Here is a 25,242-nt window from a genome sequence, read left to right on the forward strand (position 1 = left end):
GCCAGCCTGGCGGCCGCCTTGCGCGGACCGGTGGGCCCTCCTGGGCTCAATCGATCTGCAGGTGGTAGTGGGGCGGCCTCGACTCCTCGAGCGCAAACACGCCCCCGACCTCGTCGACCCCCTCGAGGAAGGCGCGCTTCTCCGCGGGTGTCATGTCCCGGTTCCGGATGTCGACGGCGCCCTCCCGGAGGTGCGCCGAGATGAACACGCCGCGATCGATCTGGGCGCGGATCACCCGCTCCAGGGCGGCGATCATGGCCTCCGGCGGGTGCTCGGCCGAGCGCCCCTCCTCGTAGGCGCTCTTGATCTCGCGCGCCGCCGTCTTGTCCTTGTAGAGGCCGAGGACATCGGCGCCATGCCGGAAGAGCTCGTGCATCGCCTCGGCCTGTCGCGCGGGATCCCGCGTGCCGCTCGTGACCACGAGCTCCTTTCCGGTTCGCCGGAAGTAGGCGGACGCGATCTCCGCGACCTTCTGCTCCACGGCGGGCGCGAGCTCGACGCCGGGCAGGACCGCGTAGCGGCGCTCCTCGTCGGCCTCCGCCGGCGTCGCGCCGGGCGCCGGAGCGCGCGCGGGCGGCTCGTCGTCGGAGGGCTCGGCGTCGGGGGGCTCGACCTCGTCGTTCTCCTGGACGTGCAGCGACAGCACCCGGGCCGCGGGACCGTCGGGCACCAGGAAGCCGAACCACCCCACCTGCGCGCCGGCGGCGGGGGCCATCGCAGGAGGGCGTGGCGTCCCGACAAGCTCGGGCGCCGACGCGGTTCGGGAGACGCAACCTCCCGCACCGAGCGCGAGGGCGATGACGGCGGCGCGGCGAGCGCCCTGAAGAGCGGAAGAGCGCGAGCACAACATGCGAGCCACGGGCGCCTCCTACTTCGTGATCGTGAACGAGGCGCGCGCGAGCTCCTTGCCCACCGCGTCGCTGACCGTCACCGACCAGAGCCCCGCCGCGCGCGCCTTCCGCGTGGCAGCCCACGTACGGAAACGCCGCTGCGCGCCGACCGCGAGGGGGATGCGCAGCGGCGCGCCGCCATCGGGCGGCGTGAAGGCGACGCTGATCTCCGATGTGGCCTGGTCCTTGTTCGAGAGCTCGACGAAGGCGTAGAGGCGATCGATCTCCGCGCTCGCGAACGAGGTCGCCGGCTCGATCGGCTCGCGGCCGGCGATGCCCTTGGAGACGACGAGCCGCACCACCTGGAGCTCCGGCGCCCGAGCGGCGCCCTCTCCCACGCCGCCCTGCGCCGCGCCCGCGGCGGTACGCGCCTCCTGAGCCGAACCCGACCTGCGGCGACGCTCCCGCGCCGGGCCGCGGGCGGGCGACGCGCCCGCCTCGTCGAGGCGCTCTGCGTCGCTGCGGCCCTCCTCCGCGGCAGCGCCGCTCGCGGCGACCCGGCCCGGCACCGCCGCGTCCGATCGCGCCTCGCCCGCCGCGGCGGCGCTCGCCTGCCCCTCGGACCCGCCGCGCGGCTTCCCCTCTGCCGCGCGGCTCAGCGCGGGAAGCTCTTCCCGGGAGATCCGCGCGATCGCCTCGCTCGGATCGCTGCAACCGAGCCCCGCCCCGCCGAGAGCGGCGGCGACGAGCGCCAGGACCATGGTCTTCCGTGTCGTTCCCCGGGTGTCCACACCGACGAGGTGCCACGATTCAGCAGAGGGGGCGAAAAAACGGCAACCCGACAGCCAGCGACCCCGCGGCTCGCGCCGAGCTCACGGGAGATCGTCGCCGCGCACTGGACGTGGGGTCCGGGGCGCCGCCACCCCGAGGTTCCGAGATTTCATCAGGGAATCCCTGATGTGGGGCAGCACCGCGTCGCGATGTGCCGGCGCTCCGGCGGGAGCGCACGTCCGCAAGGCGCCTCGCGGCGCTCCGGGTCAGTGCTTCGGACGGGACCGGCGCGGACCGCTGGTCGACTCGCCCTCTGGCGTCGTAGCGAAGCTGGTGATCGCGCTGTCTTCGATCATCAGGATGAGCAGGCCCCCGCTCGCGCCTCGTGCCGTCCTCGCCCGGGATCCCTGACTTGTCTCCCGCGACGGGTGGTCCGAGCTCTCCGCTGCGATCCGCTTCATCTCCAACTCCTTCAAGACTTCAGTCCTGCTGTTCACGCCCCAGCCGGGTGACCTGCGTGGACTTCCGTGCACCGCGTCTGGGGCGAAAACTGAACCGGGCGCGAGAACGCCAATGTTCGCAGAATAGTCACGGATTCGACTGAAAATCACCTGGAAAGCGCCACGCCCGGTGAGTTCTTTCCGGCAGAGGCTCAGGCGTCGGTTTCCATTTCCACTGGGATCTATTGGGATTTCATCGGGATTTCAGCGGGAGGTCACGCGGCGACACGACAGGGATTCAGCGGCGGCCGAAGCCGGGAAGCTGGCGGGTTGCGGCCACCACCTCGTCGCAATCGATACAGCGCATGAGCCCATCGACCAGCTCCATGCTACCGAGGCTGCCGCACTCCGGGCAGCGGTTGGCGAGCTGGTGCTTGCTCTCCTCGCAGAGCCGGCTCTGCTCCGCCTCGGCCTCCGCCTCGACACGGAAGATCTCGGCCGGCGTGCGCGCCTCTTGCTTTCGGTCGTCCATGGCGCGCAACGTATCATGTGCTCGGCGCGCTGCGAGCGCCGCGCGCCTCGCTCGCAGCGCGCACGGCCGCGCAGCCGCTCCGCCTCTCGCTCGCTCACCGTGCGGACTCGATCATGCTCCGGAACGCCGACCGCGCCGACTGCACGGTCTCGTCAGGGCCGACGATCCTGAAGAACCAGTTTCCGCGATCCGGCGTCCTCACCGCCGCGCCGACGAGCCGGTAGTTGTCCTTCACCATCTCCACAGGCGATCGCTTGCGGGCGCCGGACTGCGGCCCGAGCGCGATCTTGTAGGTGCCGGCCACCTCGACCAGCTCGACCGGCATGCCGCGCACCTCGAACGACGCGCGTTTGGCCTTCGCCCCGGCGTCGCCATCGAACTGCGCGAACCACTCGTTGAAGCGCGCGTCGACGTCTCCCTTGCTCCCCAGACCGAACGAGAGGACCTGCACCTCGGCGTCCTCCTTGTCGTTCGCCGCCCTCGGGACCTTGTAGAGGGCCTTGCGCGGGTCGGCGCGCGGCACGTCGAGCGCAGCCCAACTCCCCGGAACGTCCCACGCGAGCCGCGCGGCGGCTGGCGCGCTGGAGACGGCCGGCGGCGGCTCCGGCTCCGCCGGGGTCCTCGAGCAGGCCGAGATCGCGAGCGCCACGATCGCTGCTCGAGCGAACGACACCCGGCGTGGGAGCATGGGGGCGGTTCTACCACCGCGCCCTCCATCGAGGCGCAGGATTTCGATACCCCGCGCGGCAGGGAACCGCGATCCTCTCTCCTCGGGCGACGAGGCGCCCGAGCGGGGGACGTTGCGCTCGCTGGCGGGGCCCGCCGGCGATCCGGGCGCGGGCTCAGGTGTAAGCCATCGGCCCTGCTCGCACGTAGAAGAGACGCCCCGGCCAGGGAGAGGGAGAGGAGACGGCGCGCATGGATCAGATCGGCGAGTACCTCGTTCGACGCCTCGTCGGCGAGGGCGGGATGGGCAAGGTCTACGAGGGCGAGGAGCGCCTGTCGCGCCGGCGCGTCGCGCTGAAGGTGCTCCGCCCCGAGCTCGCCCGGAGCGAGCAGGGACGCCGGCTCTTCCTGAACGAGATGCAGATCCTCGCGCACCTCGAGCACCCGAACATCGTCCGGAGCCTCGCCAGCATCGAGGCCTCCGGCGAGCTCGTGATGGTGCTCGAGTACCTGGACGGCCAGACGCTGCGGTCCGTCCTTGGCGCCGCGGGCCGCCTTCCCTGGCCGGAAGCGGTGCGGATCGCGGCCAGCGTGGCGAGCGCCCTCGCGGCGGCCCACGGGCAGCAGCCGCCCGTGATCCACCGCGATCTCAAGCCCGAGAACATCATGGTGCAGCGGGACGGCGGCGTGAAGGTGATGGACTTCGGCATCGCCAAGGTCGTGGAGGCGATGAACCAGACCAACACGCAGAGCGTCGGCACCCTGCAGTACATGAGCCCCGAGCAGATCGACGCGCGATCCATCGATCACCGCTCGGATCTCTACTGCCTGGGGCTCATCCTGTACGAGGCGCTCTCCGGCAGCCCGCCGTTCCAGTCGGCGTCGCCGCGGGAGCTGCTCAACCTGCAGTGCACGGCAGAGCCGCCGCCGCTCAGCGACGAGGTGCGGAGCGGGCTGCCCCGCGGCGTCGAGCAGCTGCTCTTCCAGCTGCTCGAGAAGGCGCCCGAGGATCGGCCGTACCTCGCTCAGGACATCGTGGATCGGCTGGAGCCGTTCCAGACCGCGGTGAGCGCGCCGCTCCGCACCGGCGATCGCCTCCGCGCGGCCGCGCCGCAGCGCGCCAGCGATCACGACCGCGAGAGCGCGCCGCAACGCACCGGCGACCGCGACCGCGCGAGCACACCGCACCGCGCCGGTGACCGCGACCGCGACCGCGCGAGCGTGCCGCACCGCGCCGACGACCACGATCGCGCGAGCTCGCCCAGCGCCGCGCGCGTCACCGGCGGAGCGGACGCGCCTCGCGCCGACACCATCGCGCTCGTCGAGCAGATCGACCGGCCGCGCGACGTCCCGACCAGGCTCGCGATCGCGATCATCGCGACCCTGTCGGCGCTCGCGGGCCTCGGGACCTGCGCGCTGCGCTCGACGAACGGCGCGCCGGAGCCGCCCGCCAGCACCGCGGCGCCGGCCGCCCCGGAGGGGGCGCGGTGAGGCGAGCGTCGCCGGAACAGGCGGGCTACACGGAAGGCGCGCCCCTCCCGGCCATGGGCTGCGCCGCGCGATGGCGCTGCGGCGCGGCCACAGGAGAAGAGCTGTGGCGGCTCGGCGCGGCGGACCGGGACGCTCCGGCAGGGCCCGAGCCCCAGGCCGTCGCGGCGCGCCTCCTGTCGCTCGGGAGCGCCGGCGTCGGCGGCTTCATCGACGGCGGCATCGCCTCGCCGGCCGAGGGCGAGCGCGCCGCCGCGGCGAGCCCGGACGGCGCGCGCGTCTGGCTCGCGCGGCGGCTCGCGGGCGCGCCCCTCTCGGATTGGATGCGCGCGCGGCGCGGGCCCGTCCCCTTCCAGGAGGCGCTCGGGCTCGCCATCCAGGTCGCCCGCGCGCTCGCCGCGTGCGAGCGAGCCAGCCTGTTCCCCGGCCCGCTCTCGCCCGACGCGGTCCTCGTGGACGACGCGGGCCGCGTGACGCTGCCCGCGAGCGCGCTCGTCGCCGCCCTCGTCGGGGCGTCGGCGAGCCGCGGCGCCGCCACGGCGTCCAGCGCCGAGGGCGCGCGGGTGTCCTCGGAGATCCCGCCGCTCTGGACACCGCCCGCGCAGGCCGACGGCGCGATCTGGGACAGCGCGGCGAACCGGTACGCGCTCGGGCTCGTGCTCTACCGCCTGCTCGCGGGAGAGCACCCGTTCGCGGGCGCTGGCCTGCGGCACGCGCTCGGCGAGGCCGCTCGCGCGGAGCCGCCGCCGTTCATCGAGGGCGTCGCGACCTCGCTCCCCGCGGGCCTGCAGGGCTACGTGCTGCGGCTGCTCCATCCGGACCCGTCGGAGCGGCCGCCGCGCGCCGAGGAGATCGCCGATGCGCTGAGCGGGTTCCTCGACGAGCGCCCGCCGGCGCTTCCGGCGCACGCCGCCCGGCCCCCCCGTCGCGCTGGCGCGGCCACCTCGGTGAGGACCGGCCCCGCGCCGCGCGAGCGCGCGCGCCTGGGCGACGCGAGCAACGCGGGCGACGCGGGCAACCGCCGCCCGTCGCGCGGCCCAGCCGGCGCCGCGGCGCGGCTGTGGCGGATCGCGCCGCTCGGCGCCGGCGCGCTGATCGCGTCGGCCGCGCTCGCGCTCTCGCGGGGGGAGCCCGGTCCAGCGGCGCCGCGCGCGGTCGCCGTCGCGCCGGTCGTGCCGCTCGCGCAGGCGCGGACGGCGGCGGAGGACTGCGCGGCGTGCCACGGCCGCCAGGCCGCGGAGTGGCGCCGCTCGGTGATGGCGCACTCGGTGAAGAGCCCGCTCTTCAACGCGCTGGAGAGCCTCATCGAGGAGCAGGTCGGGCGCACCGTCGACTGCCCGAACGGCGCGGGCATCCTGCGCAAGGCCGATCCCGCGCGCGCCTGCCGCAACGGGCGGAGCGGCGTCACCGTCACCGGCTCGGGCGGCGAGCACTGGTGCGTGAACTGCCACAGCCCGGCGGAGAACCTCGACGCCGCGATGCCCGCGTGGGACGGCCGCGCCGGCGGCGATCCCCGCGCGCGCCTCCCCGTGCGCGACCTGCTCACCCGGCGCGGCCTGGAGGGGATCTCCTGCAGCTTCTGCCATCAGGTGCACGGCCCGGTCGGCCCGCGCGGGCGCGCCGGGTACCAGGGCAACCCGACGTGGACGTCCTTCGTGACGGGCGCCGTCTTCGCTGCGCGCCCCGAGGACGGCCGCGGCCTGTTCGGGATCGCGAACAGCGGCTACGACCTCCGACCCGAGGAGCTGCTGCTCCCCTCGGGTCAGGGCGCGGCCGCGCGCGCCGGGCTCCAGCCGGCGGGATCGGCGGGCGCTGTCGAGCCCGTGGTGCACGGTCGGCCGTCGGCGAGCGCGAGGGCGTACCTGCGCTCGAGCGAGTTCTGCGGGGCGTGCCACGACGTGCGCCTCTTCGGCAGCGACAGCCTCGCCGCGGCGCGGGGCGAGCACTTCAAGCGGCTGCGCAATGCCTACAGCGAGTGGTCGGACTGGGCAAGGTCCGAGGAGCGCGCGGGCCGCCCGGCGGCGACCTGCCAGGACTGCCACATGAGCACCTACCCGGGCGTCTGCGAGGCGGCCCCGGCGGCGGGCGCCGCGCAGGCGTCGCCGGGAGATCCCGAGTGCCCGCCCGGCACGCGCTTCGCCCCGCGGAGGCCCGGCGTGCGCCCGCGGAGCCGGATCGCGGATCACTCCACCGCTCTGGCGGACGTCGCGACCCATTACTTCTCCGGCGTGGATGTGCCGCTGTCGGACGAGTTCCCCGACGCGCTCATCGATGAGCCGTCGCTCGACGTACACGGCATTCCGGCGGGCGCGCGCCTCCGCCGCGATCTCTTGCTCCGCCACACGTTCCGCTTCGAGCTCGGCGCCGCGCGCCGCGCCGGCGAGGCCGGGGATCGCGTCGAGATCCCCGTCGAGATCGAGAACACCGGCGCCGGGCACAAGGTGCCGGCCGGCTTCAGCCAGGAGCGCGAGTTCTGGGTTCACCTCGTGGTGAGGGATGGAGAGGGGCGTATGGTCTACGAGGTCGGCCGGATCGACCGCGCCGACGAGGATCTGAGAGACAAAGTGTTCGCTCGGGTGACCACCGATCCAGACGCGAACAGCCCCTTCACGCTGGCAGGCGCTCCAGGCGGGTTGTTCGGCGCGGACGTGCGCGACGGGCCTGATGTCCCCCTCTGGACTCCACCTCCACGGCTCGGCGGCACCTCGTTCCGGGGGCGGGGGCTCATCAACTTTCAGAACGGCTTTCTGCGCTGTGTCCGATGCATCGGCGTCGTGGCCGCAGACGGCACCTGCCAGGCCGGGCCCGGCCAGGGCCTGCACCACGCCGACCGGTTCGCGGACGGCGATTACGACCTCGACACCGGCGCTTGCGGCTCGAACCTGTCGGGGCAGAACGCCTTTCTCGAGACCTATTTCCCGGTCGGCGCGCTGGACGCGAGCCGCGGCGCCGTCAAAGGGCCGGACGCGATCATCGATACGCGCTCCGTGCCGCCCGGCGTGCCGATCCGGTACACCTACGATCTCCGCACCGGCCAGCGGCGCGGCCCGCTCCGGGCCGAGGCGAGGCTGCTCTTCCGGGCGTTTCCCCCGTTCCTGATCCGCGCCTTCGCCGCGTACGAGCGGGAGCAGGCGCGGCGCGGCCTGCGGCCGACCGGCCCGCTGGTCACCGACGCGATGCTCGAACGCCTCGAGATCGTCGAGCTCGCGCGGGCCGAGGTCGAGATCCCCTGAACCGAGGTCGCCGCGATGGAGGAACGGACGCAACAGACGCCATGGCCGCGACGGACGAGGCAGGTACCTCGTCTCGCCGGCGGACAAAAAGGGGCAAGCCCCTACCCCGGCCTGCGGGGTAAGGGCTTCGCTGGTCAGGCGCTGACGAGCTCAGCGCGCCGTGATCATGAGAAGAGCGTCGCCGTCGATCAGAGAGGAGGCGGCGGCGGCTCGTCATTCAGGAGGCGGGGGCGGATCGGTCGGGACCGGAGCGGGCAGCTTGAACAGCCTACCGATCCGGTAGGGGCGCGTGGAGGGGGAGTAGTAGCTCGACGTCGACGCCGTGACGCTCCACGTGTAGCCGAGCAGGATGCCCGTGAGCGAGTCGGTGTACACACGCACGTAGCCCGTCCCGGCGCCCGCCTCCATCTTGCCGCCCATGCACGCCCCGCTCCACCGGCTGTCCTTGTACTTGCCCGCGGTGCACCCGTGGTTCGAGCCGGTCGAGTCCGCGATCGGCACAGCGTACTGCTTCGTCCCCGAGTATATGGGCATGATCTGCGGGCGGATCTCCTCCGGCGCGCCGGTGATGATCATCGTGTGGCCGGGGTAGCAGTTGGTGGGCATTTCAGCGGCGCAGTCCCCCACGGCGCCGATGGTGAAGACATCGCCCTTCTGGATGTCGATCGCCCGGGTGACGCGGCGGAAGTACGTCTCGATCCCCGTAGGAATCGCGCCGACCGCCGGGCTCGCGTTGACGAGGGCGTAATAGTAATCGGAGCCCGGGCTCCTCTTGCCCCACATCAAAGAGATGTCCTGCTGGGTGTACCCCATCGCCTTCTGCAGCGACAGCGTGAAGAAGCACGCGCCCTTGGTCATGCCGGTCCACGCAATGTTCGGGTCCTCGTCGTCCCAGTTCAGGAAGCACTCGGGGTCCGTGCCCCACTCGTTGCTGACGGCGTTGTCGATGAACTCGAGCGCCCAGTCCTCGGGGCCCTTCGCGCTCGCGGAAGCCGAAGCGAGCGTGATGAAAGACGCGGCAGCCAGGGAAGCAACAGCCAAACTCGTCGTGCGCCTACTCATACTTCTACCTCGTTGATTTGGAATGACATTGCATGTGCACTCAAGAACAGATGCTAGTCATTTCATGCCGAACCCTCAAACGAACCCTGGCGCCGAAGATGCCGAGTCTAGCAGGATGGATATTCACTGTAATCGGCTTGGGTGTCAAGGCATTTTCGGGACGCTCGTCCTTTTTCTGCACCTTCTTGAACGTGAAGTAAGACCATGTCGTCCCTTAAGACAGCGGATGCGCGACGGTGTGGAGCGACGGTATCCGACGCCATGACACGCCGGCCTCGTCTGCTCCGCGTCCACATCCACGTCCGCGTTCTTCGCGCCGGTTGTGCTCCTTGCGCGCCTTGCGCGCGTTGCCCTGCTCCTTTCGACCTCGCTCCGCGGGGCGGCTCGGGCCGTGATCGCGCGGCGAGGGCGGGTCGGGAGGAGCGGCGGGCTGCGTCCTTCGACCAGGAGACCTGCTGATGCCCTCATCGGACCACACCCACGGCGGAGCGCGCGACGCCGGGTCTGACCGCCCCAAGGCGTGGCCGCCGGCGGTGTTCGACGCCCCCTTGCTGCGAGGGCTCGACGAGCGCGCCCGGCGTGAGATCGCCGGGGCGGGGCGGCTCCGCTCCCTGTCGCCGGACGAGGCCGCCTATCGCGCGGGCGACGCCGGCGACGCCTTCTTCGTGGTCGCTTCCGGGCGCATCGCCCTGCGCGCGACACGCCGCGGAGACGATCGCGATACCGAGGTGCGCACGGCCGCCGCGGGCGACGTCGTCGGCGAGGAGGCGGTCGTGGGGATGTCGCGCAGGACCACCGCAGTCGCGCTCGCCCCCAGCGTGCTCGCCGAGATCCCGGTCCACCTGTTCCGCCGCGCCGCCGGCCGCTCCGGCAAGACCGAGATCGCCGAGAGGCTCGAGCGCGCGCTGCGGAGGAGCGCGACACGCGACCTCCTCAGCACCCTCGCCTTCACGCGTGACCTGGACTCAGACGACGTCGAAATACTGCTTGACGCAGTGAGTCATCGGCGCTTCGAGCGCGGTCAGGCCATCTACCGCACAGGCGATCCGGCCGCCGAGCTGTGGCTCATCGCCGAGGGGATGGTGCAAATTCAGACCGAGGACGGAGATCGGATTCATGTGCGCGCGTACCTCACCCGAGGTGATTTCTTTGGAGACGTCGAGCTCGACGAGGGCCGCTGCCGGGCGGCGAGCGCCGTGGCCAGCGGCGCCACGGCGCTCCTGTCCGTACCGTCGAAGACGTTCGCCGCGCTCGCGCGGAAGCACCCTGATCTGATCCCCCGACTCCGGCGCATCACCGGCGAGCACCACGAAAGGCAGGAGGCGGTCATCGCCGGCCATGCGCGCAATCACACGGCGCACATCTTCAGGGACCTCTATCGCCTTCAGGTCGCGCGGTCGCTCCTGGTCATCGATCTCGAGACGTGCGCCCGCTGCGGACACTGCGCGTGGTCGTGCGCCGACGTGCACGGGGTCTCACGGCTCGTGCGCCGCGGAGACAAGGTGCGCGCCCGGGTGGACGACGCGGAGCCGGCCGCGCAGAAGGAGGCGCCGCGCAGCCTGCTCTTGCCAAACTCCTGCCAGCACTGCGAGAGCCCCGCCTGCATGATCGAGTGCCCCACCGGCGCCATTGGCAAGGACACCGGGGGAGAGGTGTTCATCCGGGACGCGCTCTGCACCGGCTGCGGCGCCTGCGCAAAGGCGTGCCCGTGGGAGAACATCGCGATGGCGCCGCGCCCCGCCGCCGCGCCGCGCCCGGGAGGCGCAGACTTCGCGGACATCGCCGTGAAGTGCGATCTCTGCCGCGATTACGACGGCCCCGCGTGCGTGAAGGCCTGTCCCACCGGCTCGATCTTCCGCGTCAACCCGGCGGAGGAGATCGCCGACGTGCGCGACCTGCTCGGCGGGGCGCGGCGCGAGCAGGAGCGCGCGGCGGCGCCACGGAGCGGCGCGGCGCTCGTCGCAGGCAGCGCGCTCGCGGCGGCCGGGCTCGGCGCGGCGGGGCTGTCGGCGCACGCGCGTGGCGGCGCGCGCCCAGGCGAGGGCGCCGCCTTCTCGGCGGGCGTCGCCGCCGCGGTCGGCATGGCGCTGCTCCTGCTCTACGCGGTCCCCAAGCGCGCCGGGCGATGGGCGTGGATGCGGCCCAGGCGGCGCGGCGGCACGGCCGTGGAGGGCGGCGATGCCGCGCCCGTGAAGAGCCGGCTCCGCCCGCAGCTGGCCGGGCACCTCGCGATCGGCCTCGTCACGGCCGGCCTCGCGCTCGCGCACGCGCCGTGGCCCCGGTCCGGCCGCCCGACGCTGGGCGCGGCGCTGCACCTCGTGTTCTGGGCCACCGCGGCGGCCGGCGCCTTCACGGCGATCGCATACCAGCTCGCGCCGCGGCGCCTCGCCAGGATCGAGCGCACCGCAGCGCTGCCCGAGGATTTCAGCGCCGCCCGGCGCGAGCTGCTCGACCGCTTCTACCGCGAGGTGAGCGGGCGCAGCGACCTGGTCAAGAAGATCGTCGAGAAGGTCCTCGTGCCCTACCTGCAGAGTCCCCTCGGCCCGCTCGCGCTGCTCGCCTCGGGGCGCGGCCTGCGCGAGGAGGAGCGCGCGCTGCGCGCCCGCATCGACGCGGTCCTCGAAGGGCGCGGGGCCGAGCGGCTCGCCGGCCTGGCGGAGCTCATCCGCCTCGCCGTGGAGCTGCGCGCGCTCCCGGCCCAGCGCGCGCTCCTCGCCGCGCTCCGCGGAGGGCTGCCGGCGCACATCATCACCTTCGGCGTCGCCGCGGCGCTGCTCGTGCTCCACGCGATGACGGCGGCGAGCGTGCCTCGATGAGCGCGCGCCGGACCGGGAGCGCGCGCACGCCGCCCCACACCGCGGCTGCCGCGGCGCGCGACAGAGCACCGACACGCCCCGGACTCGCTATGAAATGGTTGCGAGGCACGGCATTTCTTTGTGCGCCGCGCGCGTCTCCTCCGGCGCGGCGACGCGCGCGTCAACGCGCGCACGTGTTCGCCGCGACCGCTTTTCGCGCATCACGCAGCGCGCAGGCGAGAGGCCTGGACTTTGCCTTCTGCGCCCAGGTACAATTTTCCCGACAGCACCCTAGTGGAAGGTAGAGAAGCCGATGGCTGGTCCTTCGACCAAGTGGATGGGAGCGCTCTCCCGATCAGGCTCCGCCAGCGCGTGGGCGCCGAGAGCGCTGCTGCTCGTGACGTTGCTTACCGCGTCGGCCCTCATCGCCGGATCGTGCCATGGAGGCAACAACGCCGGTGAGCCGCCGCAACCGGGGACGGACTGGCCCGACGGTGGGCCGGGAACGGGCGACCCGTGCGTCGACGGCGAAGAGGTGGAGTGTCACGTCACCGTCGGCGAGCACGAAGGTGTGCTGACGTGCTTAGACGGGATCCGGCGCTGCGAGGACGGGCATTACGGCAGCTGCGACGGGACGATGACGATGCGGAGGTCGCCGTTCGGCTCGGCGCCGCGAGGGAGCGGTGAGAGCGGGTATCCCCGCCCGCTCGCCAACTCCGACGCCTCCGACGGCGGCCTGTGCGCGACCAACCCGTGCGATCCGACGTGCCAGTCGTTCGAGGAGACGCCGGACGGGGGGCCCATCACCCTCGCGGGGACCGGCCCGACGTACACGTGGTCGGTCGGCGACATCAACGAGCTGCCCGAGGCCGTCGCGCGGGAGGGCACGCACCAGCCGTGCACGACCAGCGAGGACTGCCAGTTCGACCAGTACTGCGACAACCCCGCGAGGGGCGCGTGCGTTCACGACCCGTGCGCGACCGGCCTGTCGCTGCTGTCGAACTGCAGCGGCTGCGCCACGAAGGTCTGCAACGCGAGGTCGAGCTGCTGCACCTTCACGACCATCCCGGCCGACTGCGGTCACGACGCCTGCCAGGCGGCTCCCGGCGCCGCGACCAACATGACAACGACCTGCGGCGACGCGTGCATCGCGAACATCTGCGCGAACCATCCGCGCTGCTGCGATATCACGTGCACCACGACGGCGCAGTGCACTGCGATCATCGGTGCGGGCAGCACCTGCGCCTTCCCAGGCCGCTGCACCGCGCCCGGCGGCATATGTCCCGCGGGAACCCAGCTGTCGGGCGGCCGCTGCACCGGGATCTGGAGCTCGACCTGCGTGGGCTATGTCGCCACGGAGTGCGCCCCCAAGACATGCACCGCGCCTGCCCCGAGCTGGGACGCGAGCTGCGTCGCCCTGGCCGAGTCGTTGTGCGGCTCCACCTGCGACACCGATCCGGGGTGCGCGCACGACAAGTGTTACACCGGCGCGCGGTTGAACGCGAGCTGCAACACCTGCGTGTCGCAGGTCTGCGATGTGTCGCCGAGCTGCTGCGCGCCGGGAGGCGAGTGGTCACAGAGCTGCGTCGACCTCGTGGAGAGCGTCTGCGGCGAGACCTGCCCGCAAAAAGGCCTCTGCAAGTCGTACCAGCCGAACGAGACGGACACCACGTGCACCCAGCCGGACCTCACGATCGGCGTGCCCTGCGGCGGGACGATCCCGGTCTGCAACCGCGGCACCACCCCGGCCCCGGCGGGAATCGCCATCCACCGTTACGCTTCCACCGCAAACCAGCTGCCATCGTCCGCCCCGAGCCGGGTCCTGAACGCGTGCAACCCGACCGGCGGCACCCTCGCCTGCACGACAGCGCAGCCGATCGCCCCCGGTGAGTGCATCAGCGTGGCGGGCTGCACTGGCGTCGCCGACGGGGTGGAGCTCATCGTCAATCCTCCTGGCGCTGGGCATATCGCCGAGTGCCGGTGCGGCAACAACGGGAGCATCTATCAATCGGCCATGTGCGAGTCGCCCGCCTGCATTGCCACGGCGAGCGTGTCGCTGGTCAGGCCGGTCACCCTGTTCGTGGCGCTCGATCGATCCACCTCGATGCGGCAGACGCTGTCGGGGGTGGACGTGAGCGCGGATCGATGGATTCCGGCGACGAACGCGCTCAAGTCCTTCTTCCAGGATCCGGCGTCGGCGGGGCTCGGTGTCGCGTTCCGGTTCTGGCCACTCGACAACCCGGGCCCGTGCAACGAGACCCCTGCCTGTCCGCCTGCCGGCGGCGGCGGCTGCGCGCTGCCGCTCGTCCCGTTCAACGGCGCCGCAGCCGACAGGTTGACCGAGGAGTCTGCAGCGATGGGGGACCAGCAAGAGATCAAGCTCATGCAGGCCTTCATCAACTTCCCGACGCCCAACGGCGAAACGCCGATGTACCCGGCGCTGGACGGCGCCACCGCCTGGGCGAACAACTACAAGGACACCCATCCCGAGGAGGAGGTCGCGGTCGTGTTCGTCACCGACGGCATCCCGTCGAGCTGCGGCACCGTCCCCAACGCGATCGGAAACCTGGCACGAAACGCCTTCGTGAACCACGGCGTTCGCGTGCACGCGGTGGGCTTCGGCAACTCGAACGCGGAGATCATCAACCTCATCGCGGACCAAGGCGGAGGACAGGCGTTCAACCTCAGCGCTGGCTCGGCGCTGGAAGGTACCCTCCTCAATGCGCTGCTCTCGATCCGCGGAGAGGCGCTGCCCTGTGACGTCACCGTCCCCATCGCGGGCGTCTCGGATCCCGCGTCGGTGTCCGTCGTTTACGAGAACGCCGCCGGCGTGGAGACGACGCTCACGCCCCGGGCCGGGGTCGGCAGCTGCGGCGCGGGGGGCTGGTACTTCGATTCCGGGAACACGAACGTGAAGCTCTGTCCGGCGACCTGCTCCACCGTCCGCGAGAACCCGGGCGGGAAGGTCCGGGCCGTCGTGCCGTGCACGACGACGAGCGTCACGGCCATGACCACGGCGTGGGAGCAGTACCACGGCGTCTGTCCGCCGGGGACCAAGACCCAGTGGGGATACCTCAGGTACAGGACGACGACCCCGGGCAACTCGAGCGTCGAGTTCTTCGTGAGAGCGGCGGATGACCCCGCCGACCTCGCCTCGGCGACGGTCAGGCTCGCGGCGACCGCCCACGCGGTGCCGACCGACACCCGGATCTGCGATGAGACCTCGATGCCGGCGTGCGCGATCGATCTCTTCGACGTGCTGCAAGAGCTGCCGGACGCTCGAACAGAGTACCTGGAGGTCCGGATGAGGCTCAATCCGACGAGCAGCGGAGGGGGCGGCGTTCAGGTGCAGGACTGGGAGATCACGTATTCATGTCCAGATACCGAGTGAGCCGAAGCACCATGGTGGCCGCGCTGCTCTGCGCTGCGGGGGTGGTCGCGGCGTGCAGCGGAGATGACGATGCGTCGCGGCCGAGGCCCCCGTCGGCCTCGAGCGGCGCCGGCGCGGCTGGAGGCGGCGACGGGGGCGCGGGCAGCGGGGGCGCCCCCCCGGGCGACTGTGGGAACGAGGTCGCCGAGCAGGGTGAGGCGTGCGACGGACCCGATCTCAGGGGCACGACCTGCCAGAGCCTCGGCTTCGATGACGGCGACGTCCGGTGCAGCCCCGAGTGCACCGTCGACACGTCGAGCTGCTCGGGCGTCGAGGCGTGCCAGGACGGGCGGGACAACGACGGAGACGACAGCATCGACTGCGGCGATCTGGAGTGTGAGGCGGCCTGCGCGGACATGTGCGCCGCGCCTGTGGCGCTCCCGGATCCCGGGACCGCGACCGGCGATACCTTTGGCCACGCGGCTGTCGAGAGCGAGTGCTGGTCGGGGAGCCCGGGCATCGCCTACACGTTCACGGCGACGACCACCGGGTTCCTCGACGTGGTGCTGACCCCACGCACGGACGCGCAGCTCGTCGCCGAGCTGCGCAGCGCCTGCGCCGACCCCACGGTCGTGGGCGAGTGCGGCAGGCCCAGCGCCGGCGCGGGGATCGAGAACCGGCTGACCGTGCCCGTCCGCGAGGGTGATGCATTCTACGTGGTCGTCACCGGCGCGGATGCGACCCAGGCAGGAGCGTTCGACATCGTCGTGCGAAGTCGACAGACCGCCTGCGGCGACGGCATCCAGGATCCGACGGAGCAGTGCGACACCCCCCTCGATCAGCCGGGCGACGGCTGCAGCGATAGCTGCCAGCTCGAGCCGACCGAGGAGGAGGACAACGGCGAGATCGCCTCCGCCAACACCTACGACGCGCCGTTCTTCGCCGCGATCGATCCGGCCGACGACGTGGATGTCGTGCGCGTCACCGTGCCGAGCGGGCCGACGGTCCTCACCGCGGAGACCGCGGCTGTCACGAGCTCGGACTGCCTGACCGGCCGGCTCGACAGCGTCATCGAGATCCTCGATGAGAGCGGCAACTTGATCGTACGACGCGACCGCGGGGACAACGGCCTTTGCGCCCGCGCCGTCGCGCCGGCGCTCGCGGCGGGCGACTACTATGTTCGCGTCACGTCCGTGCTCGGCTCCCTGGCGGAGACGTTCCCGTACCGCCTCGATGTGACGCTCGTCTCCGAGCTCTGCGGGGACGGCACGATGAGCGCCGGCGAGCAGTGCGACGACGGAAACACGGATCCCCTCGATGGATGCAGCGCCACCTGCCGCTTCGAGCTCGACGAGACAGAGCCCAACGGCGCCCCCGCGCAGGCCAATGCGTATGCGGACCCGTTCCTCGCGGAGATCGCGCCGGCAGGCGACGTCGACGTGGTCGCCGTGACCGTGCCAGGGCCGCGCTCGACGCTGCACGCGAACGTCATCGACAACGGCACCGATGGTTGCCGGCAGGGGCAGCTCGACAGCTACATCGAGATCCTCGGGGAGGACGGGACCACCGTGCTCGCATCCGACGACGATTCAGGGGTCGGCAATTGCTCCTACGCGTCGCTCACCGACCTCGCCGCGGGCACGTACTATGTGAAGGTCCGCGCCGCGTCGCTCGTCCCCGACGCGACCTTCTTCTATCGATTGAATGTCACGCTCCTCTAGCCCGACCGGCGGAGGCCGCCGGACGGCGGGGCCGCCGGACGGCGGCGCGGACGACGCGGCGCGACCTCCCGATCCCACGAGGACGCTCTACCGCGCCGATCTCTCCGATCCGCGCCAGCGCGCCGCCCAGCCGCGGGAGGTCGTGCGGGGGCGCGCCGCGCGCCGCGCCGAGGCGACCTCCGACGTCACCCGCTTCCGGGGCGTGCTGCCGGCCACGCTCGCCGGCGCCGTCGCGACGGGCGCAGCGGCGCTGCTCTTCCCGCCGCCAGGGGGGCACGCGGCGCCGGGGCCGCTCTCGCTGCCCCACGCGCGCGCGCAGCTCGCGTGCGCGTCGTGCCACGCCGAGCAGGCGCCCGCCGCGCCTCGAGAGGCCGCCGCCCGGGAAGCCGCGCCCTCGCGCGGAGCCGCTGCAGGCGCCCGCATCGATCAGGTCTGCGTGGGGTGCCACGGCGCCCACGGCTCCACCCGCAGGAGCCACGGGCAGCTGCTCGCGAGCGGTGCGCTGAGCTGCGCCACCTGCCACCCCATCCACCGCGGCGATCAGGGTGTCGTGTTCGATCCAGCGAGGCCGCCGGTGCGCTTCGCGCCCGGCGCCGAGGTCGAGCTCCCGAGATCGGCCTTCCGCCCGGGCCAGCCGGCCACCGTCGCGATCGTCACGGCCGGGAGCTGCGCGCCGTGCCACGACCTCGCCGCGCCGCGAGATCCCATCGCGCGCTGCCTCGTCGCGGCGCAGGCGCCGCTCGGCGACGCCCGTCCGATCACCTGCTTCGACGAGCACCGCCCTGCCCTCCCCGAGGACGCCGCGACCGGCCGCGCCGGCGGCGACACACGCGCCGCCGGCCGCAACGCCGGTCGCGCAGGCGGCGAGACCAGCCCCGCCGGCGTCTGCAGCGGCCAGCACACCGAGGACCGCGCCCTCGCCTGGGACGCGGCGCGCGACGCCGCCGCGGCCTTGCCCGTCGTGAAGGCCGGCGCCTCGCCCGGCGCGCCCGCCCTGCTCTGGATGGGCGCAGGCCTCGCCGCCGCCGCCCTCGCGTTCGCGGGCGCACGCGGCGGCCACGCGCTGCGCGCGCGCCGCGCGCGGCGAGCGGCGCGCGACGCCGGGGGCGAGGACGCGATGCTCCGCCCCGCGGCGCGCGTGCGCCTGCCCCGGATCGACACGACCACCTGCCTCGGCTGCTATGCGTGCGTCGACGCGTGCCCGTACGACGTGCTCGCCATCGAGAAGTACGTCGCCGTCGTGGCCCGCCCGGAGGCGTGCTGCGGCCTCACCCTGTGCGAGCAGCGCTGCCCCAACGGGTCGCTCACTATCGAGGGCGGCGCGCCGATCGCCGATCGCCCGCGCCTCGGCGACGACCTCGGCAGCCTCGACGTGCCGGGCCTGCACCTCGCCGGCGACGTCACCGGGCTCCCCCTCATCAAGAACGCCATCCACCAGGGCGCGCACGCCGCGACGCGCATCGCGGAGGACCTGCAGCAGGCCGGCCCGCGCGGCGCGAGCGGTCAGGAGCTCGATCTGATCATCGTGGGCGCAGGGCCCGCCGGGATCAGCGCCGCGCTGCGCGCCAAGGAGCTCGGCCTCTCGTTCGAGGTGATCGAGCAGGGCAGCGTGGCGCAGAGCATCCAGAGCTTCCCTCGCGGCAAGCTGGTCTTCGATCAGCCGCTCGACCTGCCGATGACCGGGAAGCTGTGGCTGAAGGAGTCGACCAAGGAGGAGCTGCTCTCCCACTGGCTCCGCATCGTGCGCAAGGAGCGGCTCCCGATCCTGCAGGACACCCGCATGGTGTCGGTCGCCCGCGCGGCCGGCAAAGGCGCGTCCGCCGAGGCGCAGGCCACGGCCGGCTTCGTCGTCGTCACCGAGCCGCGCGACGGCGGACCGCGAACCGAGCGCCATGCGCGGCGCGTGCTGCTCGCCATCGGCCAGCGCGGCTCGCCGCGCAGGCTTCCGTTCGAGCTATCCGCCGAGGTGGAAGGTCGGGTGTACTACCACCTCGCCGACGCCCGGAGCCTCGCCGGCAGCCGCGTGCTGATCGTCGGCCTCGGCGATGTCGCCATGGAAGCCGCGATCGCGCTGTCGCGCCAGCCGGCCACCGACGTCACCGTCGTCTACCGCGGCGCCGGGTTCCGCCGCGGGAAGACCCGAAACATCGAGGAGTTACGCAGACTTGCAGCGGCGTCCCGCCTCTCGCTCCTGTTCGAGACCGACGTCTCCGCCCTGACCGCAGATCCGGGCGGCGCGCTCGTGGCGACCCTCGCGTCGCCGTCGGGGGCCCGGGCGCACCCCTGCGATGCCGTGCTCGTGCTGATCGGGAGCATCCCGCCGTGGAGCGCCCTCCGCGCCGCCGGTGTCCGGCCGACCGCGGAGCCGTCAGATCGTTCCGAGCTCGGCGACGTACAAGGGACCACGCCCGCGGTCCCCGCGCCGTGAGTCCATCGTAAGCTCGGGGGGCCCAGGCCGTTCTTTGGAGGAGCCATGAAGCCGACCCACGTCGCCCTGTTCTCCGCCCTCGGCATGATGTTCACGAGTCTCTCCGTCTACTCCCTGGCCCCGTCCGGCGGGGGGAGCTCCGTGACGGCGGTCCCGGAGGTGATCACCGAGCCGCCCCGCCGGGTCCCCGAGGTGGCGGGCGGCGCCGTGGCGGCGATCGATCCGAGCCGCTTCACCACCGGATCGAGGCTGATGCTGGAGGGGCGCGTCGGTCACGCCCGCCTGCCTCGGTCGGCGCAAGAGACGTTCCTGATGTTCGAGGTCCGCGGTGACGGGGCGCCCGCGAGGTCGCAGGCGCAGGCGAACCTCTCGCTCGTCATCGATCGCTCCGGCTCGATGAAGGGCACCCGCCTCACCAACGCCGTGCAGGCGGCGACGACCGCCGTGAGCCGCTTGAACGACGGCGACGTCGTGTCGGTGGTCACCTTCGACACGAGGACCAGCGTGGTCGTGCCGCCCACCACCGTCGGGCCGGAGACGCGCGGCCGCATCCTCGCGAGCGTCCGCGGCATCTCGCTCGGCGGCGACACGTGCATCTCGTGCGGCATCGAGGAGGGCCTCTCGCTGCTCGGCCAGACGAGCGGCGGCGTGAGCCGGATGCTCGTCCTCAGCGACGGCGACGCCAACCACGGGGTCCGCGACGTCCCCGGCTTCCGCGCGATGGCGCAGCGGGCGCGCGATCGCGGCGTCGCCATCACGACCATCGGGGTCGACGTCGATTACAACGAGAAGATCCTGTCGGCGATCGCGCTCGACTCGAACGGCCGGCACTACTTCGTCGAGAACGACGCCGCGCTCGCGCGCATCTTCGAGGCGGAGGCCGAGCAGCTCACGGCGTCCGTCGCGAGCGGCGCGGAGCTCGCGATCGACCTCGCGCCCGGCGTGGAGCTCGACCGGGTCTTCGATCGCTCGTTCCGGCGGGCCGGCGGTCAGGTCATCGTGCCGCTCGGCGCGTTCGCGGCGGGGGAGGTGAAGACGGTCCTGCTCAAGGTGCGCCTCGGCGGCCTCGGCAGCGATGGGCGCGGCGACTCTCCCGTCGCCGATGTGGGCCTCACCTACAGGGACCTCGTCGCCAGGACCGACGCCCGGTGCGTGGGCAAGCTCGGCGTCGCGATCGCGGACCGCGACGCCGACGCGAGCGAGCTCGACGCGCTCGTCGCGGGGCGCGTGCAGCGCAGCGAGACGGCGGCGACGCTGAAGCAGGCCAACTTCCTGTTCGAGCAGGGGCGGCTCGACGAGGCGCGCAGCAAGCTCGACGCGCAGCAGGAGTCGCTCAAGAAGGAGGCCGACAAGGCGAAGCGCAGCGCCCCTGCGAACCGCGCGAAGGACGTGGCGTCCGATTTCGAGGGCCAGCTCGCCGCGCTGGAGCGGGCGGGCACGGACTTCGCCACACCGCCGGCGTTCGCCACGCCGCCGCCGGCCGCCGCCGCGGAGCCGGGCGGCTTCGCGCAGGCCCCAGCGGCAGCGGCGCCGCGGCCCGCCCCGGCGCAGTCCCGCCAGGGCAAGAGCGCCGTCCGCCGCAACGAGGCGGAGGCCTTCGATCTGGCGCGCTGACGCGCGGCGCTCGGCGCGGACGACGCGGACGGCGCGCTCCGGCCCCCGCCCCGCGGCGACGCGGGGCGTTGACACGCGTCGAGCTTTCGGGTTTTGACTGCCGGCGGTGGGCGTTCGACCTAGGGCGAGCCGGCCGGGAAACCGCCGGACGGGTGGCGACGGCGCGCAGGGCTCGGCGCCGCGCGAGCCGCCGTCGACCCGGAAGGCGACCCCCGCGCGGCGCGCGCGCGGCGCGGGGCAGCGGGCGCCGGTGTCGCGGCGCCCTGCCCAGCCCCGGGCCGGGCGCGGGCGCGCGTTGCTCCTCGGGCTCGCGGGCGTGGTCCTGGCGGCGTGCGCGGCGCTCCTCGCGCTGGTGTTCGGCTTCGGGCGCGCGAGGGCGCCGGACCGGGGCCGGGTCGTGGAGATCAACTGGCCGGGCGGGCTCGACGCGGGCGAGGCGGCCGCGCTCCTCGCGGCCGAGGGGCTCGTCGAGAGCGAGCGCACCATGGCGCTCTACCTCGGCGCGACGGGCGGCACCGAGGCGTTCGTGCCGGGCCCTCACCTGCTCTTCGAGGGCGCGACGCCGCGGGAGCTCCGGCAGCTGCTCGCGCGCGCGGAGGGGCGCCCCACGGCGAAGCTCACGATCCCCGAGGGCTTCAGCCGCTTCGACGTCGCCGCCCGGCTGGAGAAGCTGCGCATCGCCGGCCGGAAGACGTTCCTCGCGGCCACCGCCGACGGCGCGCTCCTCGACGCGCTCGGCATCGAGCGCGGCGGCGCCGTGGGCGCGGAGAGCGCGGAGGGGTACCTCTTCCCGGCGACGTACGAGCTCGCGCTGGACTCCGACGCGCGCGACGTGGCGCGGCGCCTCGTCGCCGAGTCCGACCGGCGGTGGAGCGCGCTCGCGGCGCAGGGCAAGGACGGGCTCGCGGCGCTCCAGGCGACGCTCGGCTGGGGTCGCCGCGAGGTGCTCACGCTGGCCTCCATCATCGAGAAGGAGGCGGTCGTCGAGGAGGAGCGGCCGCTCATCGCGAGCGTGTTCCTGAACCGGCTCCTCGATCCGAGCTTCCGCTCTCGCAAGCTGCAGTCCGACGCGACGGCGCTCTACGGCTGCGTCGCCTGGCCCGAGGAGGCGCCGTCGTGCGCCGACTGGGGTGGCAAGCCCACGCCCGCCGTGGTGCGGGATCCGAAGAACCGCTACAGCACCTACGCGCACCCGGGGCTGCCGCCCGGGCCGATCGCCAACCCCGGGGCGCCGTCGATCGCGGCCGTGCTGGCGCCCGCGGCGACGAAGTACCTCTATTTCGTGGCCGCGGGCGGCGGCCGCCATCGGTTCAGCGAGAGCCTGGACGACCACAACGACGCCGTGCAAAAGCGCCGCGACGCGACGGCGCCCTAGGCGCGGGCGGCGCGACACGGGAGCTCGCCTGCGCGAGGCGGCGCCCTCAGGCACCGACACGGAGCCGTCGAACGAGACGAGCGCGTCCGAGGGATAGCGCAGCTGCGTCCTCGGCCGTGCTCATCCACGCGGTGCCCTTGCGTTCCTGGCCGCCGGGGACGAGAGAGAGCGCGGCGGCGCGGAATGGGGGGACGTTTCATGGGACAGGCAGTCCGATTCCACGAGACCGGCGGCCCGGAGGTGCTGCGCTCCGAGGAGGTCGTCGTCGGCAGCCCGGGCCCCGGCCAAGCGCGGGTCCGGCACGTCGCGGTGGGGCTCAACTTCGCCGATACCTACTTTCGCACCGGGGTCTATCCCGTCCCGCTTCCCAGCGGCATCGGGGTCGAGGCCTCCGGCGTGGTCGAGGCGGTCGGCGAGGGAGTCACGAACGTCGCGCCGGGCGACCGGGTGACGTACACCGGCTTCCTGGACACGCTCGGGGCGTACTGCGCCGAGCGGATCGTCCTCGCGGCACCGCTGATCCGGCTGCCAGAGGGCATCAGCCACGAGACGGCCGCTGCGATGACCATGCGGGGGCTCACGTCGGCGTACCTGATGCGCCGCATCTGGCCTTTGAAGGCCGGCGACAGCATCTTGCTGCACGCGGCGGCGGGCGGCGTGGGCCTCATCGTCTCGCAGTGGGCAAAGCTCCTCGGGCTCACGGTGATCGGCGCGGTGTCGACCGAGGCCAAGGGGGAGATCGCGCGCGCCCACGGCGCCGATCACATCGTCATTTATGGCCGCGGCGACGTGGCCAGGCGCGTGCGCGATCTGACGGGCGGGGCCGGCGTGTCGGTCGCCTATGACGGCGTCGGCAAAGACACGTTCGCCGGGTCGCTCGGTTCGCTGAAGCGGCGCGGCCTGCTCGTGTGCCTGGGCGCGGCCTCGGGCCCCGTGCCGCCGCTCGACGTGGCGCAGCTGGGGGCCAAAGGGTCGGTGTTCGTCACGCGCCCCGCGCTCGCCGACTACATCGCCGATCCCGAGGAGAAGAGAGCGCTCGCAGGCGAGCTCTTCGGCCACGTCGCCGCGGGGCGGATCCGGATCGAGATCAACCAGCGCTACAGGCTGGAGGACGCGGCGCAGGCGCACCGGGATCTCGAGTCGCGCAAGACGACGGGCTCGTCGATCTTCGTCGTGTAGCGCGTGTTTGGGCCGCAGATCGCTGCGCCGACGCCAGGGCATCGAGGAGGACCAGACATGACAAGATCAGCGACTGCCGGGTCGGGCGCCGCCCGCGCGGTGACGCGCGGATCGATCCAGGTCGAGCCGCTCACCTGCACCATCGGCGCCGAGCTCCGCGGCGTGAGCCTGGCCGACGCCGCGCGCGACGACGCGCTCTTCGCCGAGATCAAGGCGCTGCTGTTGAAGCATCGGGTCCTGTTCCTGCGCGACCAGGACATCACCCGCGCCGACCACGTCGCGTTCGCGAGGCGCTTCGGCGAGCTCGAGGACCACCCTGTCGCCGGCAGCGATCCCGATCATCCGGGGCTGGTTCGCATCTACAAGGACCTGAACAGCCCGCCGGAGCACTACGAGAACTCCTATCATTGCGACGCTACATGGCGCGAAGCGCCGCCGATGGGCTGCGTCCTGCGCTGCATCGAGACACCGGACGTCGGCGGCGACACCATCTGGGTCAACATGGTCGAGGCGTACCGACGACTGCCCGAGCACATCAAGCGGCAGATCGCCGGGCTGCGCGCCAGGCACAGCATGGAGGCCACCTTCGGCGCCGCCGTGCCGATGACGAAGCGCCACGCGCTCAAGGCCAGCTACCCCGACGCGGAGCACCCGGTGGTGCGCACCCACCCGGAGACCGGCGAAAAAGTCCTGTTCGTCAACAGCTTCACGACGCACTTCGTCAACTTCCACACGCCGGACAACGTTCGCGTCGGCCAGGACTTCGCGCCCGGGGCGAGCCACCTGCTGAGCTACCTGATCAGCCAGGCGGCGATCCCCGAGGTTCAGGTCCGCTTCCGCTGGAGGAAGAACAGCGTCGCGCTCTGGGACAACCGCTGCACCCAGCACTACGCGGTCCAGGATTACTGGCCTGCGGTGCGCAAGATGGAGCGCGCCGGGATCGTCGGCGACCAGCCCTACTGATCGCCCCTCGGATCCACGAGAGATCAGCGCGTCGTCTCGCTCGTCGCCTCGGTCCTGGTCGCGCCGCGCCCCGCTTCCTGGATCTGCGCGCGCCGCGGTGTAGATTCGCGCGCCATCATGCGCCGTCCCGCTCCGTTCCTCCTCGCGCTCTCCGCTCCCCTCGCCTTCGCTGCCGCTATCGCCAGCTGCTCGCCCCGCACCGCGCCCCCGGCCGAAGTGACGCAGGCCGCCTCCGCGACCACCGCTCCGTCCGCTCCCCCCGACCCCGCCGCGTCGGCCTCGAGCGCCGCTCCCACCGCCAGCGCTGCCCCCGCCGCCAGCGCGGCTCCGGCCGCCAGCGCCGCGCCCGCCGCCGAGACGACGGCCGCTCCCAGCGCGGCCCCGGCCGCGAGCGCCGCGCCCGATCCTGCGGCGCCGGCCGACGCCGGGCCGCTCCCGAAGGTCAAGGTCGCCAACATCGGCATGCACATCGGCGGCGGCCCGCACGACGACTTCACCAAGGAGCCGATCAAGCGCTCGGTCGCGCCCCACTTCGACGAGTTCCGCCGCTGCTTCGCGCTCGCCGAGGACCCGACCAAGGGCGGCGACTTCGGCATCGATCTCCGGATCGAGAGGGACGGCGGCAAGGCCGAGGTGCGCAAGCCCCGGACGGCGCTCAAGGGCAAGGCGTTCACGCAATGTGTGGTCGGCGTCTTCGAGCGGATCGACTTCCTCAAGCCGAGGAAAGGCCCCACCGTGGTGAGCTACTCGCTCCGGTTCACCCCGTGACAGGGCC

General features: G+C 72.9%; 16 protein-coding genes. 11 read left to right on the forward strand and 5 right to left on the reverse strand.

Annotated features, from left to right (window positions below):
• Window positions 1-46: 46 nt before the first annotated feature.
• From WME79_RS24320 to WME79_RS24335, 4 genes are all read right to left on the reverse strand, one after another.
• A complete protein-coding gene (locus WME79_RS24320; RefSeq protein ID WP_437539451.1) occupies window positions 47-715 on the reverse strand; it encodes a hypothetical protein in 669 nt (222 codons plus the stop codon).
• 153 nt (window positions 716-868) lie between these two features.
• Window positions 869-1,591, reverse strand: a complete 723-nt coding sequence (locus tag WME79_RS24325) for a DUF2914 domain-containing protein (RefSeq protein ID WP_437539453.1) — start codon at window positions 1,589-1,591, stop codon at window positions 869-871.
• A 748-nt stretch (window positions 1,592-2,339) separates the two neighbouring features.
• Window positions 2,340-2,573 carry a hypothetical protein gene (locus WME79_RS24330; RefSeq protein ID WP_437539455.1) on the reverse strand — a complete coding sequence of 78 codons (234 nt, stop codon included), beginning with the start codon at window positions 2,571-2,573 and terminating at the stop codon, window positions 2,340-2,342.
• Window positions 2,574-2,667: 94 nt separating this feature from the next.
• Window positions 2,668-3,261, reverse strand: coding sequence for a hypothetical protein (locus WME79_RS24335; RefSeq protein WP_437539457.1), 594 nt, complete (start codon window positions 3,259-3,261; stop codon window positions 2,668-2,670).
• A gap of 230 nt (window positions 3,262-3,491) precedes the next feature.
• Here WME79_RS24335 and WME79_RS24340 point away from each other — a divergent pair, with 230 nt between their 5' ends.
• A complete protein-coding gene (locus WME79_RS24340) occupies window positions 3,492-4,730 on the forward strand; it encodes a serine/threonine protein kinase (RefSeq protein WP_437539458.1) in 1,239 nt (412 codons plus the stop codon).
• Window positions 4,727-7,960, forward strand: a complete 3,234-nt coding sequence (locus tag WME79_RS24345; protein ID WP_437539460.1) for a serine/threonine protein kinase — start codon at window positions 4,727-4,729, stop codon at window positions 7,958-7,960. Before WME79_RS24340 ends, WME79_RS24345 begins: the two co-directional genes overlap by 4 nt.
• 213 nt (window positions 7,961-8,173) lie before the next feature.
• On the opposite strand, the gene WME79_RS24350 is transcribed toward WME79_RS24345, so the two are convergent.
• A complete protein-coding gene (locus WME79_RS24350) occupies window positions 8,174-9,001 on the reverse strand; it encodes a hypothetical protein (RefSeq protein ID WP_437539462.1) in 828 nt (275 codons plus the stop codon).
• A gap of 479 nt (window positions 9,002-9,480) precedes the next feature.
• On the opposite strand from WME79_RS24350, the gene WME79_RS24355 reads away from it, so the two are divergent.
• From WME79_RS24355 to WME79_RS24395, 9 genes are all read left to right on the forward strand, one after another.
• Window positions 9,481-11,838 (forward strand): cyclic nucleotide-binding domain-containing protein, encoded by a 2,358-nt coding sequence (locus tag WME79_RS24355; RefSeq protein WP_437539464.1) that lies wholly within the window; start codon window positions 9,481-9,483, stop codon window positions 11,836-11,838.
• Between the two features lie 292 nt (window positions 11,839-12,130).
• Window positions 12,131-15,208, forward strand: coding sequence for a vWA domain-containing protein (locus tag WME79_RS24360; protein ID WP_437539465.1), 3,078 nt, complete (start codon window positions 12,131-12,133; stop codon window positions 15,206-15,208).
• Entirely contained in the window at window positions 15,190-16,908 is a 1,719-nt protein-coding gene (locus WME79_RS24365) for a pre-peptidase C-terminal domain-containing protein (RefSeq protein WP_437539467.1), read from the forward strand. The genes WME79_RS24360 and WME79_RS24365 overlap by 19 nt, the downstream gene beginning before the upstream one ends.
• Window positions 16,892-19,336, forward strand: coding sequence for an NAD(P)-binding domain-containing protein (locus WME79_RS24370; protein ID WP_437539469.1), 2,445 nt, complete (start codon window positions 16,892-16,894; stop codon window positions 19,334-19,336). The genes WME79_RS24365 and WME79_RS24370 overlap by 17 nt, the downstream gene beginning before the upstream one ends.
• Window positions 19,337-19,381: 45 nt before the next feature.
• Window positions 19,382-20,950, forward strand: a complete 1,569-nt coding sequence (locus WME79_RS24375) for a vWA domain-containing protein (RefSeq protein ID WP_437539471.1) — start codon at window positions 19,382-19,384, stop codon at window positions 20,948-20,950.
• Between the two features lie 106 nt (window positions 20,951-21,056).
• The gene (gene mltG, locus WME79_RS24380) at window positions 21,057-22,325 is read left to right on the forward strand and encodes an endolytic transglycosylase MltG (RefSeq protein WP_437539473.1); all 1,269 of its coding nucleotides are present in this window, start codon (window positions 21,057-21,059) and stop codon (window positions 22,323-22,325) included.
• Between the two features lie 198 nt (window positions 22,326-22,523).
• Complete coding sequence (locus WME79_RS24385) at window positions 22,524-23,504, forward strand: quinone oxidoreductase family protein (RefSeq protein ID WP_437539475.1); 981 nt, start codon at window positions 22,524-22,526, stop codon at window positions 23,502-23,504.
• 57 nt (window positions 23,505-23,561) lie between these two features.
• On the forward strand, window positions 23,562-24,467 hold the full coding sequence (locus tag WME79_RS24390; RefSeq protein ID WP_437539477.1) for a TauD/TfdA dioxygenase family protein: 906 nt from the start codon (window positions 23,562-23,564) through the stop codon (window positions 24,465-24,467).
• A 117-nt stretch (window positions 24,468-24,584) separates the two neighbouring features.
• Complete coding sequence (locus tag WME79_RS24395; RefSeq protein WP_437539479.1) at window positions 24,585-25,235, forward strand: hypothetical protein; 651 nt, start codon at window positions 24,585-24,587, stop codon at window positions 25,233-25,235.
• Window positions 25,236-25,242 lie beyond the last annotated feature (7 nt).

The sequence above is a fragment of the Sorangium sp. So ce726 genome (assembly GCF_051521405.1).
Classification (GTDB): Bacteria; Myxococcota_A; Polyangia; order Polyangiales; family Polyangiaceae; genus Sorangium.